This is a genomic window from Zobellia nedashkovskayae (assembly GCF_015330125.1).
Lineage (GTDB): Bacteria > Bacteroidota > Bacteroidia > Flavobacteriales > Flavobacteriaceae > Zobellia > Zobellia nedashkovskayae.
The window spans coordinates 2,115,144-2,132,979 of sequence record NZ_JADDXR010000002.1 but is presented as its reverse complement, the minus strand read 5'-3'; the positions used below and the strand labels follow the sequence as shown (position 1 = coordinate 2,132,979).

The window sequence follows — 17,836 nt, the reverse complement described above, 5'->3', positions numbered from 1 at the left end:
ATGAAGTTTTTCTCAAAAACACTCAAGCATTTAAATTTTGATTTTAGATCTGTTAAAAGCGGTAGCACTGTCTTATTCAACAAACTTCTAGGTATACTCTTAGGGTACTTAATAATTTTGTACATATCACGTACTTATGGTCCTGCAACCGTGGGGGTCTATACAATTTGCTATACCATTCTACAAATAATGGGTAATCTTGGCAGGTGTGGCACGGATGTATATATGCTCCAAAAAGTATCCTACCTCTACCCTGCGAGAGATTGTAAGCTCACAAAATATTTCAAAAAATCTACACAAATAACCGTAATTGTATCCTTAGTACTAACGATTGTTCTTATATCTAACTCCCCATGGGTAGCTGAAACTTTTCTGGACTCTTCTTATACCTATGCTGTTCTAGCAGTTGCCATAGGTATTCTTCCTATGGCAATGATAAATATAAATGGAGCTGTACTCCATGGAATGGAGAATTTTAGTAAATTTTCCTTTTCTACAAATACCAGTATTTTTTTGTTTTCTGGCATTTTTCTTTTGATATCCAGTGCTATTACAACTAAAGATTGGATTGTTTTTTATAGTTTATCATTTGGAGTAGTTTTTACATTAATGTTGGGTTATCTGTGGGTAAAAAATGGCTTTAAAGAATTGAATCAAAGCCAGAAAAATGCCACCATTAGCGAAAGTTGGTTAAAAGTACTGGCACAATCTTACCCTATGATGCTAACTGCTTCCATTATGTTCCTAGTCAACTGGACGGACAGTCTAATGCTTGGGATTTTAAAGGATACCGAAAGCGTAGGTCTTTACAGTGTTGCTTCGCGAATAGCTTCTGTTTTAATTTTAATTCCTTATTCTATAAACGCGGTAGTTGCACCAAAATTCGCAAAAGATTATAGTAACGGCATTGTTAAAGTAAAAATTTTAAAGAACGTAAAGAACATGAGTTTTCTTACCACATTGGGACTAGTGATTCCAATTTTTTTAATTGGACGAAACATCCTTACTCTTTTTGGTGAGGAATTCAGCAACAGCTACTATTGTCTAATCATATTAGCTATAGGAATTTTGATAAGCAATTATTTTAGTCTAGCAGAATATGTTTTACAGATGAGCAACAATCAGGACATCCTGTGGAAGTGTATTCTTTTAGGCCTCATTCTTAACATCTTTTTTAATTATTTGCTTATACCCTCGTATGGTATTGAAGGTGCTGCCGTTGCTAGTGCCTTGAGTATTATCTGTTGGAATATTATAGCCTACTTATTCGCCATGAAAAAAATAAACCCACTAATAAAGTTAAATCCGCAATGAATTCCTACTTGCAAAAAAGATATAAGCTTGATAATAGGAACAATCAAATCACATTCATAAACATTTGTGCGATTTGTTCATTCTATACATTCAGTCATCCTTACCCCCAAGTAATTTCTATATTAGAAATTTCCATTGGATTATTTTTAGGAATTGCTTTTTTGTTCACCCTTCTCTTTGTTGAAAAGTCTACACGGGCTATACTACTTGTAGGTCTTTTGAGTACTATGTTTTTTTGGCCATTACTAGTGGGTTTAATAAAAGGCTCCTCTTTAGGTAATATAATTAGGGATGTAATTCCTTTTTTATACATCTGTTTTGCTTCCATTTTTTTAATCCGAAGTGATACTCATGGCAGTTTTTTTAAAGCAATACACCGTGTTTTGCCTTGGTTGCTTACTCTAATTGGTCTTGTGTTTACGGTAAGGGAAGTTTTACCGTTTCTAGATCATATTTTAGCAAACAACGGAATAGTCTGGCTAGAAATGCATTTACTTCTACAATCGTGTGCTGTAACATTTGCCATGTGCTTTCTTTTATTAAGAGGATGTAATTTTATGCACTCTGGAAATTATTTTAAGGGAATTATTCTCTTGGCATTAAGCCTTATTCCTTTCATAGGTGCATATCTTTCTGTAATGCGTGCACCTACCGCATTTTACATCTTGTTTATACTAATCGCTTTTATAATCTGGCCTGTAAAAATCTGGCGCAAAGTGGCCATTGTAGGTGTCGTTGGTTTAATTTTTATTATTTCCATGGGGCCCAATGCTCTTAATCCATACCTAGCTAACCTCACCAATAAACAAAAAAATCATGGGAATAATGGGAAAATAGAGGAAGTAACAAGGATAACAGAACTTACCCTTGATGGCACAAAGCTTACACAATTATTTGGGCAAGGATGGGGTTCTACTTGGGCAAGTCCAGCATTCCAACCAATTGAACATCCCGGAAAAAGGATAAGTTATGCACACTCGTTCATAGCCTATTCTATATTGAAATTTGGTATTCCCGGGTATTTAATTTCCATACTATTAATAGTCATGGTGTTTTCTTTATTTTCTTTAGCTTGGTATAGAGTCAAAGTATTCAGTTATGAGGGCACTGTACTATTATCAACTATGCCCGCGTTACTCATAGGAATATTTTTGGAACCAAACTATAAAACTTTAGACTTTAGCCTAACCTTATTGATTTTGATAATAGCATTCAAAGTGGCAAATAACAAATCTGTAAATACAACTATAGAATTGAAATAAGTACGAAATTCAGTATTCGTAAGTTGTCATTTAAGCTCAGGGCCTATTTTTGACTCTCACCCAGTCTACAAGCATTTCGTTTTTATCTAATGCTGTTGCGTCGGGGTTGCCTTGATGGCCACCAATACTTGTATTCAAAATAATATAAAGCGACCTATCTGTTAGTGAATTATGCTGTTCCATAGTATGTATTTCCTTACCATCCAGTAAAAACACTAATTTTCCATCTGCCCAAACTACACCATAACGGTGGTAATCTTCGGTTAAATCCATACCCGTATTCATAACTAAGTTCTCATGTATGATATCATCATCTTTTAAGTTATGCTGTCCAACACCATAATTCGTAATATCAGCGGCCCATTGCTCAGCTATATCGATTTCTTTATGACCGTCGTAATTATTATAAAGCCAAAATGCATTCCACAACCCCTTACCGGAAGGAAATTTTATCCGTGCCTCAATATAACAGGGCGCCCTAAAAGTATTGGAATGTTTGGTTGTTAGCACTCCTCCAATCCATTCATAGGGTTGACCAGTTGCTGTGTTGATGGGCACTTCTGAAATTATTTCGGAACCTACTGAACGGTTCATACGGATTTTAAGAGTAGAATCTTCAATATCAAAAGGAGACCAATTATGGGGCCAACTAAATGCCGGATCTGCATTAAATGCGCTAGACCTACCATCTGACCAACCTTTTAAAGATTCATCATTATCTGCATAAGAGAATCGAGGTGTCCATGTTCCTTGACCGTTTTGATAATTATTTGGAGCACCTGTCCGAATGCTTAGGGAAGTAAAATCATCAAAGAAAACCTCCTCCGTAAATGCGGATACATCATAGCCTGGTTTTAAATCATTAGGATTATACAGTTTTTCATTGAAAACCACCACGCGATTAATCTTGATATCTGGAAAATCTTGAAAGCCCAAAAGATCAGCCCCAACGGCCAGATGTTCAAAATTATTTGGTAAAATACCTTCTTTCTCCCAGGCAGGGTCTTCTCCAAATTTGGTAATTATGCTAGATGCGTCAATAGCTGTTTTAATAAGAATTCGAGTACCATTACCTACGGAAAAATCAGTTCGTTCACTTCCTAAGTATTGCACATCATTGCCCCCAAAAAATTCCGAAATACAACGCCTACTAGAATCAGAAGTAATACGGTGTACAATACGATTATTACGATTTATTGTTCCTGATTCTGCAAAAAAATTATAGTCAGTCCAGGTAACCGTATCCGGAAATGTAACTTCTATCCAATAGGTCCACTCATTACCTGTAACACCAAGTGCACTTAAAGGAAATAACAACGCATTATCTTGCGCCCCTTTATTGGTGCCCCTAGGTTCTATCCTATATGGATCAATTAGTAATTCTTTTGTAACAGTTTTTCCATTAAGCATAAATGTACCCGAATCAAAATCTGCAACAAAAGAAGCTTGCTCTTCCGTGCTTTCTGCAGACGCCTCATTTCCTTCTAATTTTATTAGCGATAAGTTATCTACCAAAGCTTCATCTTTATCCAACGGGATAGAAGAAACATCTCGAGAGCAAGAACCTAAAATAATTAGCAAAACACTATACTTTAAAAAAAATCTCATATCTATTCTTATTTGGAACTAAAATTCTATTATTCTACATAACCTTTAACTGCATAACCTGATTTGGCCCTAGTGCTGTGCCTAGTGTTATTTAATTCTACCTTAATCTCTTCTGATGAGGCTTTATTTTTTTACAATCTGCTTATCATATTAAAAGCATAAACCGCAAACAACTATCAATTATTTGATATAAAATTCAATATGAAATCTTCCTAAAAATAGTAAACTTATTGCAAGAAAAATGGTATTGCAACTTATTAACCCTTATCTGAACATAAATGCAGGATACTAGTGTATTATTTACTTATTTGACAATAAAAAGATGACTGACAATCGTATTATAGATACTTATATTACCTTAGAAATAAAATCACTCCCTATTTCATATAACATATTCACTACCTATTAATAAATTAAAAATCATTTTGAATATTGGGATGGTAATTTGACTAACATTGAAAAGCTGTTTTAAGAGAATTACTATATTTTATTTTAATAAATTTTTAATAATTGAAAGCAAAAAGTAACCTTTATGCTACCATTTCGCAAGACCCTATTAAAAACACCTATTTTCTAAAGAATAATCAAAAAATTACACCTAAAATCCAAACATCTGCAATAATTATCTAGGCAATAACTTATACACTTATTTTAAACTTGAAACATTGAATTTAAGGCATATAAAATCAAGGAGAGACCATGAATATATTTTTAGTAAATATCGGTAAGCGCATTACTCACCGCAAGTACTACGAACATTACAACCTACTGTTATAAAGAGATTTAAAAACCCTTTTTAAAGTGTTTTTAAATGGTTAAATAACAACTTTAATTTTGGCTGTACTACCCGATATCATATATTTGCGCTCGCAATAAAAACCTTCCCCTAAAGCTTAAAAATACATCACGAAAAAAATATAAAGTACGATTAACCCTATATAAATTTAATGCTATTATGTTTTTATCAGTTAGTCGACTCTTTTTAAAAAAATACACTCAAAATACAGTTGTTTTTTCACGAATAATAGCTTTAAATTCTATTTTACATTTGAATATCAACCAGCCCCAGAAATAGGAAAATGAAAAACTTTAAAAATTCAGACTGGATTATTCCTGTATCGATAGCGGTGCACCTGTTTATTATAAACAGTTTTCTCTATTTTTTAACTCCGGAAACCTACACCAACGTTTACTACATTTTACATTACAATATCTCTTGGTTACTTATAACTTATGGATTAAGTTATTATACCAGAAAACGTAAAGAGGGCTTTTTTACCAATATTCATAAAGTTATTCAGCTTTACTTAATTTATGGTCTTGCCTATTTTGCCCTATTTGGTATTACCGGAAGAATTTACAAATCTCTTGAACAGCAATTGTTCATCTATCTCATGATATGTGTGGCGCTTACAGCCTACCGAGTGGTATTTTTCTGGTTACGAAGAAAATACCGTATGTGGGGTGGTAACTCGGTAAAGGTAGTGGTCCTGGGCCGTGACAAAAATTTAAAAAAAATTAGAAAGGTATTTGATGATTCTGAATTAGGTTACCGCTACATGGGTTACTTTGACGATAAAAAATCTAAAAGTCCTACCTTTCTTGGGCCAGTTATGGACTGCTTTCTCTATATATTAGAAAATGATATAGATGAGATTTACTGTGTAGCCTCAAAATTCAATAGCAAGGAACTTCGTAACCTTATAGATTTTGCGGACAATAACCTTATCCGTGTAAAAATTATACCGGATAACAAGGAAATTTATTCCAGAGGGATGTTTATAGAACTCTATGAAACCGTTCCTGTACTGAACCTTAGACGTGTTCCTTTGGATACGCTTTTTGCGCGCGTTGTAAAACGTACGTTTGACCTCTTTTTTTCATCATTGGTCATTCTTGGAATCCTATCTTGGCTTACTCCATTAATGTATATCCTGATTAAATTAGAATCACCCGGCAACCTCTATTTTAAACAGAAAAGACACGGTTTAAAACGGAAAACTTTTTGGTGTTATAAATTCCGATCTATGGCCCCTTCTGACGATGCTGATTCCAAAATGGCAACTAAAGGCGATATGCGTGTTACACGAGTAGGCAGGATTATTCGAAAAACTAGTATAGATGAACTACCTCAGTTTATAAATGTGTTTTTAGGTGAGATGAGTGTGGTAGGTCCCAGACCACATATGGAATCACACACCCACGATTATGAAGTATCCGTAGATAAATATTTAGTACGTCATTTTGTAAAACCAGGCATAACAGGCCTTGCTCAAATTAGAGGGTATCGTGGTGAGATTACTGAGAAGAAAGATATTTTAAATCGCACCAAACTAGATATTTTTTATGTTGAAAAATGGACTTTAAAATTAGACATAAAGATTATTGTACAAACGGTTATCAATGCTGTGCGTGGTGAGGAAAATGCGTATTAAACATTACAAAATAAGCTTATACATTTAAGGTAAATGTTAAATTTCATATTCTTATAAAAACAAATTTTAAAATTCATTTTTATAATTTACAAGGTAAAATAATTCACATAAAACCAATGGGTTACATTAGAATTAAACAGATTGCAAATGAAAAAATGAGTCTTGCTTTTTTTAAGACCTCTAAAAGTTTTAGGTATACAAAAAATGCCCTTTCTTTGATAGGTTTTCAATATGGGTAATCAAATTTATAATATGATAAATAAAAATATGCCAGTGTCAGAGAATGGATTATCTATTACCATTAAGATATTTACACATAGTAAATCGCTCAATTTATGACGATTTTGACATAGAACAAACCAATCGTCAATGCTCTTTTTATTCATTAACTCAACTTGAAGCTTTACGCTAAATCGATTTAGTCATATGGAACAGATAAATATCACCAAATTAATCTCAAAATACTTAAAACATTGGCCGCTTTTTGCAATAGGCATAGTAGCGTGCTTATTGGCTGTGTTTCTTTATCTTAGATACAAAGCTGAAACCCAGTATGAAACAACTAGTACGCTTTTAGTAAAAAGTCAAGATGCCGGCCAAGGCTCTCTAAAAGGGGAAAATATCAAGGACCTAGGGCTAATTAAAAATTCTTATAATGTAGATGACGAAATTGGCATATTACGATCAACGGGGATTATGGAAAAGGTTATTTCCACTCGCTCATTAAACATTAACTATTACGTTGAAGGACGAATAAGAGATGTTGAAATATATGGTGATGAAACTCCTATCAAAGTATTGGTTGATGAAACGGCTAAAGTAATCTATGATCTGCCAATAACAGTTACGCTACTAGATAATAACAAATACGAATTACAAGCCTCTATAAATGGTGAAGACTTTAAACTAGAACAGAATTTTGGCGATTTGGTCTCCTCTCCTTTTGGAACTTTCACAATTGATTGCCGTGAAGATAGCAGGTATGTTGATATAGGGAAACCCTTATATTTTGTAATCAAGAATACAGATAGAGTTATTGATAATTATTTAGCTAATCTAAGCGTTGAACAATCTACTAGAACAGGTAATCTTCTAGCTATACGATTTTTATACGGTCATAAAAAGAAAGGTGAATACATTGTTGCGGGCCTTATTGAAACTTATGTAGAGGAGATGATTAAATATGAGAACGAGTTAGCAGAAAACACAATCAAAATGATTGATGGTAGGCTCAAATTACTCTCAGGTGAAATACAAGGTGTAGAGAAATCAGTTGAACAGTTTAAAACAAAGAATGATTTAACGGATGTTACGAGTAATGCCAATCTTTACATAGAACAAGCCAATGATTATAAAAAATTGATCTCTGATTATCAGACTGAAATTAACGTAATCAACTCCATTGAATTATATCTTGAACAGGGAAATCTAGATACTCCTATTCCAGCATCCTTAAGTGCTAACGACCCTTCGTTAACAGGTATGATTGATTTGTATAATGCCACCTTATTACAAAAAGGACAAATGGCACAATCAGCCTCAAATGCAAACCCTATAATAGTAAATCTTAACCGTACCTTAAATGATTTGGTAAAGGCAATTATTGAAAATGTAAGAAGTGCCAAAAACCGTTTATTGATTGCTCAACGCAATTTGCAATCTAACGCTAACAAATATCAGGCACAGATTGCCAAGGTTCCCTCCATGGAGAGAAAACTGGTAGACATTAGTAGAGACAAAAGTACCAAAGAAGGGCTTTACTTATATTTATTACAAAAGCGCGAAGAAGAAATACTTTCACTAGCTGCTCCAGTTTCTTCTACTCGAATAGTAAGTCTTCCAAAAGCCGGGAGATTTCCAGTAAGCCCTAACAAAACCGCACTCTATCTAAGCGGAATTCTTTTAGGGTTATTTTTACCTTTCTGTGTTGTTTACACCAAAGGTTTACTAAGCAATAAAGTAGCGTCTATTGAGGAACTCTCAAGTCTGACTACAGCTCCTATATTAGGTGAAATTTCTAGAAGTACGGATGCAGATATCATAATTGCCAACAAAAACAGTCGTACCCCTACTGCAGAATTATTCCGACTTTTATGTTTTAACCTAGAGTATCTTAAAAAAACGGAAAAGAACCAGACCCTATTAGTTACCTCTACCACTAAAGGAGAGGGTAAAACTTTTATCGCCTCAAACCTTGCAATAACGCTGGCAACTAACGGAGAAAAGGTAATAGTTCTTGCATTTGATTTGAGAATGCCAAGCCTAATGAAAAATTTTGATCTACCGGACTCTCCAGGCCTAACTGATTTTATCATAAAAAATGACGTAGATATTGATAGAATTACCCAAAAACATCCTAGCATAGATAATTTGTATTTGATAGGTGCAGGTATGGAAGTTAATCAAGTCGGCCGATTGATGTTAAGCAAAAGAATTGAGGAATTAATAACATCATTAAAAAGTGATTACGACCGCATTATAATAGATACACCTCCTATTGGTTTAATTTCAGATGCCTTTGCATTAAATGCTTATATAGACAGTACCATCTATATTGTACGAAAAGACACGACAAAAAGAGATAATGTAAAGAGCATAGAATCCATTCATAAAAATGGAAAATTGAGAAATACTATGGTTTTACTGAATGATACAAAGGCTCCGGAATCGTATGGGTATAGTACTAGAAAGAATTAATACAACTAGGGTTTTACTATAGAAACGAAAAAAATACGGTAACAATACCACATTCAAAAAGAGATGTCACTAAAAAAAAGGGTTCTTAGCAATGGGCTGGCCTCCATTTTCCAAAAAGGAGTTCGGGTGTTGGAACAATTGTTTCTGGTTCCGTTCTTTATCTCTGCCTGGGGTGCTGCGTACTATGGAGAGTGGCTTACTTTGACCATAATACCTAGTGTAATTGCATTTTCTAACTTAGGCTTTGGATCCGCCGCCGCAAATAGTTTCGTTTTAAGTTATGCTGCCGGTCATAAACAAGAAGCAGCTAACATTAGTAAAACCGGGGTATATATTATTTCCATAATGGTATTTGTAGCCATGTTAATTAGTACAGTTGCTATTTTCACCTTAGATTATTTTCATGTATTTGATAAATCCCTAATTGATAGCCAAGAGGCAATACTAGCAGTATCTATCCTTATTTTTTCACAGCTATTAACCTTTTACCTACAGCTCATTGAGGCATATTACAGATCCGCTCAAAAAGCTGCTTTAAGTATTAATTTGATAACATCCAAAGCGGCCGCTAATTTGGGAGCAGGGCTATTGGTTTTACTATTAGGCTATGGAATTGTTGAATTTGCAATTTCGCAACTTTTGGTTATGTTGATTTTTATGACGGTTTATTGGATTAAAGGTCGTCAAGTTATTGGGCTATTCAAGATACACAGTGGTGTAAAGGATTCTATAATCTTAAAGGATATCACTACTAAGGGACTAAGCTATTTGATGTTGCCCCTTTGGCAAATCATCTATTTTCAAGGAACAACATTTGTGGTTCGTATTGTATTGGGGCCAGAAGCAGTAGCCATATTTAATACGGTCAGAACTTTAAGTCGTTCCTTTAATCAAGTACTTTACATGGTTGAACCTACAGTTTTTCCTGAACTTATTAATCAAATAGGTAAAGGAGATTGGAAAACAGCTCAAAAAATCTTTAGATTATCTATCCTTGGCGTATTTGCACTATCTGCTATAGGCTTTGTTTTCTTGGCTATGTTTGGTTTGTGGTTTTATGGTATATGGACAAACAATGAACTGGAAGTCCCTGAAACGATGTGGTATCTGTTCATTTCAGGTATGTTACTTAACGCTTTATGGTATACAACCGAAATGGTATTTCGCGCAGTCAATCAACCTCGGAAAATGGGGATTTACGGCATTATCGCAGCTTTAATTTCGATAACCTGTACTTATCTGCTATCACGCCAATTCGGTCTTAATGGTGCTGCTATGGGCGCGATTTCGCTAGACCTTATATTGGTCTTTTTAGTTATGCCTGCAGGTTGTAAAATTATGCGAATGTCAGTAGGTGAATTGTTTTCTCATGGATTAGATGATTTCAAATTATTATATACCAAGGTGCAATTGAAATTCCTAAGTTCAAAAAATTAGTTTAAACAATAGTGTATTGGTTTTATAACTAAACTTTAAAAAAATCTAAAATCTAAAGAGTGATAATACTGCTTTTGACTAATTTATTTTAATAATGATATTAATTAAATTCCTTTCAATAATATTGTTGTTGCCATCAATTTCGGTGGCACGTAAATTGATCAATAAAGCTGAATTAAACTTTTTTGATTTACTCATAGTTTTCAACACCCTTTTCTTTGTTATAATCCCTTTAAAATCCAACCAGGCCGTATACAATGTTATTGGAAGATTATCAACGGGAACTTCCATTTTCGTGTTTTTTTATTTGTTATTCTTTTTTATTGCTGCGTTAATAGCTAGTAACCTAATAGAGAAAAAAAACAACACTCCAATTAATGTAACTTATTTCCTCAAAAATTACCCCAACCTCAGAATAAGTTTGGTGTTCAAAATTTTTCTCATTGTACTGCCTATTTTTTCTATAGTATATTACATACCCCAGATGTCATTAATGACAGCTTTTAAAGAAATACAACAAGAAAGTGCAAATGCTAGTTATGAACAATCTTCAATGGTCAAACTCTTTGCCACCATTTTTAGATTTGGTCTAATTATTCCTATGATGTTATTTTTTCAAAATTTAAAAAAGAAAAAATATGATATTTTAATCGCCATTTCCTTAGCCTTGTTCATGCTTAATTATTTAATGCTCTCTAGAAGGGAATTACTAGAGTTTCTTCTATTTGGTGGAATTGTTTTCTATAGTACAAATAGAGAATTAATTAACAAAAAACTTATTAGTTACGCCTTTATTTTTGCGGCATTTTTATATTTCATCTACTTTCCATTTTACAATATCGTTAGAACATCTCCAATAGAATTTAAAGTACAACAGCCCATTACTTCAATACAGAATATTTATAATTATGGTGTTGACAAATTTGATGATGCCAATGAAGGCGCCTCGGAATCCACAGACACCCGTGCTATAAATTTATATAAAGCAATTTATTGGGTAGCGAGAAATGATGGTGACCACGATATAACATGGGGTAGTATAACATTATCTGCAATTGACCATGCCATTCCTAAAGTGTTAAATCCTAATAAAGGGCTGGGATCTGAAATAACCCTACAAGACAGGCAAAATGTTGATTATGATTCTGCAGATTCCGTATTACTTTTAACGCTGGCAGATTATTCTACATTAGGTTCTATTATAACCGTTTTGTTCTACATCCTAATATACCGTCTATGGCTTTTCATTTCTAGAAGCTCCGAGTTTTTTTTCGGCAAAACAATTGTATCTCTCTATGTTGTTTATTCAGTTTTTAGTTTGGCATTTGCTACTGAACAAAAATTGGATGGCATACTGGCAAAGACAGTTTCCTTTACATTAGTTATCGCTCTAATTATCCTTATTCATAAATTTAATTTCATTAAGATAATTACCATAAAAAAGAACAGTCAAAAAAATTATGAATCTTAGTTTTGATGATTATTACATTAAAAAAATACATCGATATTGTTCAAGTAAAAATTACGAATCATGAAAATAATCTTTCTAAACCATCATAATCACCTTAGAGGTTATAGCATGAACCGTTATGCCAACTTCCTGGATAAAAGTATGACGGCGAAGGGACACGATTCAGAAATTTGGCATCCAAAGCCTTATCTAGCCAAAACTTATTTTCCTAAGACTATAAGGAAATGGTTAATCTATGTTGACCAGTTTATACTTTTTCCTCTCTTATTTCTTATAAAAAGCAAGCAGAAACCCAAAGACACCCTGTATGTTTTGATTGACCAAGCTTTAGGCATATGGATGCCCTTGTTAAAAAACAAAAAGCACATTGTGCATTGCCATGATTTTATAGCTTTAAAATCTTCCCTAGGTTTAATTAAGGAAAATCCTACCAATTGGACCGGTAAGATATACCAACGTTCAATCTTAAAAGGTTTCTCTAAAGCCCAAAATTTTATTTCAGTTTCAAAACATACTCAAAAAGAATTAGTTAAGTTTTTAAAAAGAGAGCCAGCTATAAACGAACAAGTATATAACGCGCTGGACCCCATGTTTATACCCGGCTCTGTTACTAATGCACGAATTGAAGTCAGTAAACATGTAAAACATAATCTTGAGCAAGGGTATTTGTTACACGTAGGAGGTAATGGATTTTATAAAAACAGAATTGGCCTTATTGCTTTATATACCTCATGGCGCGCTGTAACCAATAAATCGCTACCCCTTTTATTGATAGGCTACCCACCTTCAAAAAAAATATATGAAGCGTCTGAATCTTCTCAATTTAAAAATGATATATACTTTTTGACGAATGCAGATAATCATTTATTATTACAAAGTTATCAAGGTGCCAGTATGTTTTTATTCCCTTCCCTATTTGAAGGTTTTGGTTGGCCAGTTGCCGAAGCAATGGCCTCCGGATGCCCAGTAATCACAACAAATGAAGCCCCAATGAATGAAGTTGGAGGAAATGCCGCTTTCTTTATAGAAAGATGTCCAAGCCCCGAACAGATTAAGGCTTGGGCGCATGAATCTGCACAAGTTTTAGAAAAGGCTTTAAGCATTTCTTCAAAAGAAAAAAATGACGTGATTGCAAAAGGGTTAATTAATGCCCAAAGATTTAATGAAGATAAATTGACCGATGAAATAGAGCAAATTTATTTAAAAATAGAGAAAGCCAAATTATTTTAGGTTAATCCTTTAAAGATGGAATATTTAACAAAAAAAAATAAAACCAAGTTTGTATTTTCACTGTTATTTATAGTGGGATTATTTTTGATTCTTTTCTTGAGTTGGAAGACCAATCCCAATCTAAAAGAATCAGCATTCATACCTACTTGGCTTTCAGAATGGACAGACCAAATACGGAATAACCGTAGACGAACGGCCGTACCTTTTGTTGGACTTGGTCTTTTAATAGGTTTATATTTAGTAATAATTAAGCGAGTCAGGTTTTGGGTTTGGTTTTACACTTGGGGCGCTCTATGTATCATCGTTATCATTGCCGAAGCCGGTCAGTATTTTTTACCCTCAAGAAGCCCTGACATAAAAGATGTCATTTGGGGTTCTATAGGAGCTATCGGTGGCTTACTGACTTCCTTTTTGGGTTGGCAGATTACACATATTATTAAAACCATATCTTATGGACATAAAACAGACTAAACGTATTCTCTTTATCGGTTATAATTTTGCCCCTGAACTAACAGGTATTGGTAAGTATTCTGGTGAAATGATGGAGTGGTTAGCGGGTCAAGGACATGATTGTACTGTACTTACCGCTTACCCTTATTACCCCCATTGGGAAATACAACAACCCTATAGAAAAAATCGGTTCTGGTATAAAAAAGAAGTACAGCATTTTGATTCAGGTGGTACTCTTAAAGTAATACGTTGTCCAATGTACGTACCTCATCAACCCAGCGGACTTAAACGTATGCTCTTGGATACTTCTTTTTCTGCAGCGGCGTTTGCTAGAATGCAACCTTTGTTATTTCAAAAAAAATACGACTGGGTAATTTCCATAGCACCGTCATTTCAGTCTGGGCTTTTGGGGTCTCTTTATAAAAACCTAAGAGGAGCCAAGCATTTACATCATATTCAAGATTTACAAATAGAGGCTGCCCAAGATTTAGGTTTAATTAAAAACCCACGTTTATTAAAACTTTTGTATGGTACAGAACGATATATTTTTAGGCATACCGATGTTGTAAGTAGCATTTCTGACGGTATGATAGACCGAATTGCAAAAAAAGCAGAAAAACCATTATTATTTTTTCCAAATTGGACGGGAACGGACAGCTTTTTCCCTATGACTGAAAGCGGTGGAATGTTAAAGGAAAAATTTGGTTTTAACGCCGACGACTGGGTTGTTCTGTACTCAGGTGCAATAGGAGAAAAACAAGGCCTTGAGGCTATTTTACATACCGCCAAAACCTTGGAAGCCCATAAAAATTTAAAATTTGCGATTTGCGGTACAGGACCTTACAAAAAAACTTTACAAAACATAGCTGAAGAAATGCAATTAACCAACATTAGTTTTCTTCCGTTGCAACCCAAAGCAGACTTTAATGCCTTCTTAAATATGGCTAATTTGCATTTGGTTATTCAAAAAAAGAAAGCTAGTGACCTAGTTATGCCTTCAAAGTTAACCACCATTTTAGCCGTAGGAGGCCTAGCGTTAATTACAGCTAATGAAGAATCTAGCTTAAATAAAGTAGTTCGCAAACATAATATGGGGCTATTAGTTGATGCAGAAAATCAAAAAGCCTTGAACGATGGTATTTTAAAAGCTTTTCAAAGCAATGAGAGCAACTCTATTAGAAAAGCCGCTAGAACATATGCTGAGCAGTATTTAGCCATTGACAAAATCATGGGAGCATTTGAAAAAGAATTAAATACTTAAACTAATGTTTCACATGCATTTTATCGATTAATACCGTTATTCACAATGGTAGTTAATACTAATTGTAGATTCATTTGTAACTTTAATTTGACAACATCGAACTCCCTCCAATTTGATTGATTATTTTTAAAAATTTTGCACGAACCAAACCATTACCAGATATCTTTTTTTTAGATATTTTTAATATCATACCACTATGAAGAATAGCTTTTCAAAAGCAGTTTTTTCATTTAAAACCAAGTTTGTAAATCGAAAGCTTGAAGATTTACACCGTGAAACAGCCGCAAACTTGCAGGATGACAATCTTTCTGACTTAAACTTAAAAAAGCGTCAAACACTGGTTAGTCATGCTATAAAAAATTCTGCTTTCTATAAAAACAAATATCAAGAAATAGGAATTACAAAAGGAGGTGTATTAAGCGAAGATGACTTCTTAAAACTAAAGCCATTAACCCGAACTGAGCTTCGCGAAAATTTTGATAGTATCCGAACGGATGATGTCTCAAAATCAATTCACAGAAAGGCTAGCACATCCGGTAGCACAGGATTTCCTGTCTCTGTCCTTCACGATTGCAGACATCCAGAAACACCCATAAGGTGGCGTATTTTAGATTGGTGGGGAGTTGAGCCATGGGAAAACCAAGCATTTATTTATAGATATAAACGACCTTTTTTTAAGCGATTGCGGAATAGTTTACTTTGGTGGCCTACCCAACGTATATTCCTAGCAGCGGCTGACTTGAATACAAAAAAATTAGATAAGTTTATTCATGATTTTAATAAAATAAAACCCACTTTGCTTCAAGGCTACGTGGATGTAGTTTTTGAATTTGCTCTGTATTTACTTGATAATGACATAAAAATCCATCCTCCCAAAATGGTCTGGGTAACTTCGGCCCCATTGTTTGAAGAGCAACGTGAATTAATGGAAAAAGCGTTTGGCGCACCAGTTTGCGACCAATATGGCAACACCGAAATCTTATTAATTGCTGCAGAGTGTCCACAACAAAATGGTTTGCATATCATGCAAGATACTGTGCATATTGAGTTTGTAGACAAGGACAATAGGCCTGTGCCACCAAACATCACTGGTAAAATACTTTTAACAGACTTAACTAATTTTGCTTTCCCTTTAATACGTTATGAAATAGGAGACGAAGGAAAATACCTAGATTATAGATGTAAGTGTGGTAGACCTTTGCGACTAATGGAAAATGTAAGAGGTAGACAAACTGTAAATATTAAAACCCCCTCAGGCCTTCTTATAAGAGGTGCGCATTTAATGGCTATGTTTGACGGTCATATGAAAGTTTTCAAAGAAATTCAATTACGACAAGAGGCAGATTTTTCAGTATGTATAGATTATGTTCCACGTATGTCCAACCAAGACGCTAAAGATGCCGCTGAAAAAATGGCAGAATTACTGAAGAAACGTTCACGTTTTGAGATAAAGGTAGGTTACAGACAAATTGAGCGAATAGAACGCACCACTACCAAAACACCGCTTATAGTAAGTCACTTAGAATAACTCTATTTTAATGTTAAGTATAGAAAAGCTCAAATCTTTAACCAAACAATCTTTCTCTACTTTGGTTGACCGTAGATACCATCATATATCTAACAATCTAGCAAAAAAAGCTCTGAATGAAATTGAAAAGGACAGAGGAATACTTGACTCCAAAATAAAGAAGAGAGCTGATGAATATGCTATAGAAATTTTGGGCTGGAAAGGATTTTCTCCATGGCTTCATACCTATTCCGCAATAAACGGAAGATTCTTAGAAGGCTGGATACCCGATAATTATTATGGTAAAATTGTAATTCCTAAGATTCAAGGAGCTTACGGTAAAATTTCTTTTTTAAAACCCCTTTGTAATAGATTATTGAATATTGAGGCATCTCCTGAAATAGCTTCTTATATTAATGGTTTTTGGTTTGACAATAACCTACAACCCATTAGTAAGCTACTTGTAAAAGATGTTATTTTCAAACATACCAATCAAGTAATTTGCAAACTTGATCAGTCTTACCAAGGTCGCGGCATATTCCAAATTGAAAAAAAAGATTTTGACATTTCGCTAATTGAGAAAAAAGGAAACTGCGTTATTCAAGGTTATATTGAACAACACTCATTTTTTGATGAGTTCATACCGGATTCCGTTGCAACTATACGAATCACTACGGTAATCGACAATCAAAATAAAATATCAGTTCGTGCTTCTTATCTTCGGTTAGGTAGATTGAATGAGACTCATGTAAAATCAGTCAGTCATGTGCGAGTTCCAATAGATTCAACAAACGGAACACTCAAAGATATGGGCTATCTTGCTAATTGGCAAACCACAACAATCCACCCCGATTCCAAAGTAACATTTTTATCCAAAACAATCCCTCAGTATCAAGAATCCGTTAATTTAGTTCTTAACCTTCATGAACGAATGCCAATGGTACGCTCCATTGGTTGGGATATTATAATAAACAATGACAATAAACCGGTTCTAATGGAGTGGAATGGGTATAGTAATGATATTAAATTCTCAGAAGCTACTCAAGGGCCATCATTTACAGGATTAGGCTGGGAAAACTTACACAAAGCAGAATAACCTTAATACCAAATGAAGTAAAAATTACCTTATTATAAAGTATAGTAATGTGTTATTATAGTGTGGTG

General features: G+C 34.2%; 14 protein-coding genes. 11 read left to right on the top strand and 3 right to left on the bottom strand.

The genetic code is table 11. The annotated features are described in order from the left end of the window. Complete coding sequence (locus IWB64_RS08955; protein WP_194533693.1) at positions 1-1,314, top strand: flippase; 1,314 nt, start codon at positions 1-3, stop codon at positions 1,312-1,314. Between the two features lie 100 nt (positions 1,315-1,414). On the opposite strand, the gene IWB64_RS08950 is transcribed toward IWB64_RS08955, so the two are convergent. After that, positions 1,415-1,642 (bottom strand): hypothetical protein, encoded by a 228-nt coding sequence (locus tag IWB64_RS08950; protein ID WP_194533692.1) that lies wholly within the window; start codon positions 1,640-1,642, stop codon positions 1,415-1,417. Between the two features lie 157 nt (positions 1,643-1,799). On the opposite strand from IWB64_RS08950, the gene IWB64_RS08945 reads away from it, so the two are divergent. Next, complete coding sequence (locus IWB64_RS08945; protein ID WP_226975838.1) at positions 1,800-2,576, top strand: O-antigen ligase family protein; 777 nt, start codon at positions 1,800-1,802, stop codon at positions 2,574-2,576. Between the two features lie 36 nt (positions 2,577-2,612). Here the strand turns inward: IWB64_RS08945 and IWB64_RS08940 are convergent, their stop codons facing one another. Then, positions 2,613-4,184, bottom strand: coding sequence for a glycoside hydrolase family 16 protein (locus IWB64_RS08940; RefSeq protein WP_194533690.1), 1,572 nt, complete (start codon positions 4,182-4,184; stop codon positions 2,613-2,615). Positions 4,185-5,263: 1,079 nt separating this feature from the next. On the opposite strand from IWB64_RS08940, the gene IWB64_RS08935 reads away from it, so the two are divergent. The 3 genes from IWB64_RS08935 (at position 5,264) to IWB64_RS08925 (ending at position 10,753) form a co-directional block, all read left to right on the top strand. Further along, entirely contained in the window at positions 5,264-6,619 is a 1,356-nt protein-coding gene (locus IWB64_RS08935; RefSeq protein WP_194533689.1) for an exopolysaccharide biosynthesis polyprenyl glycosylphosphotransferase, read from the top strand. 426 nt (positions 6,620-7,045) lie between these two features. After that, on the top strand, positions 7,046-9,316 hold the full coding sequence (locus tag IWB64_RS08930; RefSeq protein WP_194533688.1) for a GumC family protein: 2,271 nt from the start codon (positions 7,046-7,048) through the stop codon (positions 9,314-9,316). Between the two features lie 63 nt (positions 9,317-9,379). Then, positions 9,380-10,753 carry a lipopolysaccharide biosynthesis protein gene (locus tag IWB64_RS08925; protein ID WP_194533687.1) on the top strand — a complete coding sequence of 458 codons (1,374 nt, stop codon included), beginning with the start codon at positions 9,380-9,382 and terminating at the stop codon, positions 10,751-10,753. A 78-nt stretch (positions 10,754-10,831) separates the two neighbouring features. Here IWB64_RS08925 and IWB64_RS08920 read toward each other — a convergent pair whose 3' ends face one another. After that, a complete protein-coding gene (locus IWB64_RS08920; RefSeq protein WP_194533686.1) occupies positions 10,832-11,044 on the bottom strand; it encodes a hypothetical protein in 213 nt (70 codons plus the stop codon). A 202-nt stretch (positions 11,045-11,246) separates the two neighbouring features. Between IWB64_RS08920 and IWB64_RS08915 the strand changes: the two genes are divergently transcribed. The 6 genes from IWB64_RS08915 to IWB64_RS08890 all read left to right on the top strand — a co-directional run bounded on the left by IWB64_RS08915 (position 11,247) and on the right by IWB64_RS08890 (position 17,768). Next, complete coding sequence (locus IWB64_RS08915) at positions 11,247-12,224, top strand: hypothetical protein (RefSeq protein WP_226975837.1); 978 nt, start codon at positions 11,247-11,249, stop codon at positions 12,222-12,224. A 60-nt stretch (positions 12,225-12,284) separates the two neighbouring features. Next, positions 12,285-13,454 (top strand): glycosyltransferase, encoded by a 1,170-nt coding sequence (locus tag IWB64_RS08910; protein WP_194533684.1) that lies wholly within the window; start codon positions 12,285-12,287, stop codon positions 13,452-13,454. A 15-nt stretch (positions 13,455-13,469) separates the two neighbouring features. Continuing rightward, complete coding sequence (locus tag IWB64_RS08905; protein ID WP_194533683.1) at positions 13,470-13,925, top strand: VanZ family protein; 456 nt, start codon at positions 13,470-13,472, stop codon at positions 13,923-13,925. Then, entirely contained in the window at positions 13,906-15,165 is a 1,260-nt protein-coding gene (locus tag IWB64_RS08900; RefSeq protein WP_194533682.1) for a WcaI family glycosyltransferase, read from the top strand. The genes IWB64_RS08905 and IWB64_RS08900 overlap by 20 nt, the downstream gene beginning before the upstream one ends. A gap of 196 nt (positions 15,166-15,361) precedes the next feature. Further along, complete coding sequence (locus IWB64_RS08895; RefSeq protein ID WP_194533681.1) at positions 15,362-16,693, top strand: phenylacetate--CoA ligase family protein; 1,332 nt, start codon at positions 15,362-15,364, stop codon at positions 16,691-16,693. A gap of 10 nt (positions 16,694-16,703) precedes the next feature. Beyond that, positions 16,704-17,768, top strand: coding sequence for a sugar-transfer associated ATP-grasp domain-containing protein (locus IWB64_RS08890; RefSeq protein WP_194533680.1), 1,065 nt, complete (start codon positions 16,704-16,706; stop codon positions 17,766-17,768). Positions 17,769-17,836 lie beyond the last annotated feature (68 nt).

Excerpts from the sequence above, each read along its gene's own strand:
- IWB64_RS08955 (WP_194533693.1), top strand. The coding sequence starts at position 1 with ATGAAGTTTTTCTCAAAAACACTCAAGCATTTAAATTTTGATTTTAGA.
- IWB64_RS08950 (WP_194533692.1), bottom strand. The coding sequence starts at position 1,642 with ATGGAAGCAAAACAGATGTATAAAAAAGGAATTACATCCCTAATTATA.
- IWB64_RS08945 (WP_226975838.1), top strand. The coding sequence starts at position 1,800 with ATGCATTTACTTCTACAATCGTGTGCTGTAACATTTGCCATGTGCTTT.
- IWB64_RS08940 (WP_194533690.1), bottom strand. The coding sequence starts at position 4,184 with ATGAGATTTTTTTTAAAGTATAGTGTTTTGCTAATTATTTTAGGTTCT.
- IWB64_RS08935 (WP_194533689.1), top strand. The coding sequence starts at position 5,264 with ATGAAAAACTTTAAAAATTCAGACTGGATTATTCCTGTATCGATAGCG.
- IWB64_RS08930 (WP_194533688.1), top strand. The coding sequence starts at position 7,046 with ATGGAACAGATAAATATCACCAAATTAATCTCAAAATACTTAAAACAT.
- IWB64_RS08925 (WP_194533687.1), top strand. The coding sequence starts at position 9,380 with ATGTCACTAAAAAAAAGGGTTCTTAGCAATGGGCTGGCCTCCATTTTC.
- IWB64_RS08920 (WP_194533686.1), bottom strand. The coding sequence starts at position 11,044 with ATGGAAGTTCCCGTTGATAATCTTCCAATAACATTGTATACGGCCTGG.
- IWB64_RS08915 (WP_226975837.1), top strand. The coding sequence starts at position 11,247 with ATGACAGCTTTTAAAGAAATACAACAAGAAAGTGCAAATGCTAGTTAT.
- IWB64_RS08910 (WP_194533684.1), top strand. The coding sequence starts at position 12,285 with ATGAAAATAATCTTTCTAAACCATCATAATCACCTTAGAGGTTATAGC.
- IWB64_RS08905 (WP_194533683.1), top strand. The coding sequence starts at position 13,470 with ATGGAATATTTAACAAAAAAAAATAAAACCAAGTTTGTATTTTCACTG.
- IWB64_RS08900 (WP_194533682.1), top strand. The coding sequence starts at position 13,906 with ATGGACATAAAACAGACTAAACGTATTCTCTTTATCGGTTATAATTTT.
- IWB64_RS08895 (WP_194533681.1), top strand. The coding sequence starts at position 15,362 with ATGAAGAATAGCTTTTCAAAAGCAGTTTTTTCATTTAAAACCAAGTTT.
- IWB64_RS08890 (WP_194533680.1), top strand. The coding sequence starts at position 16,704 with ATGTTAAGTATAGAAAAGCTCAAATCTTTAACCAAACAATCTTTCTCT.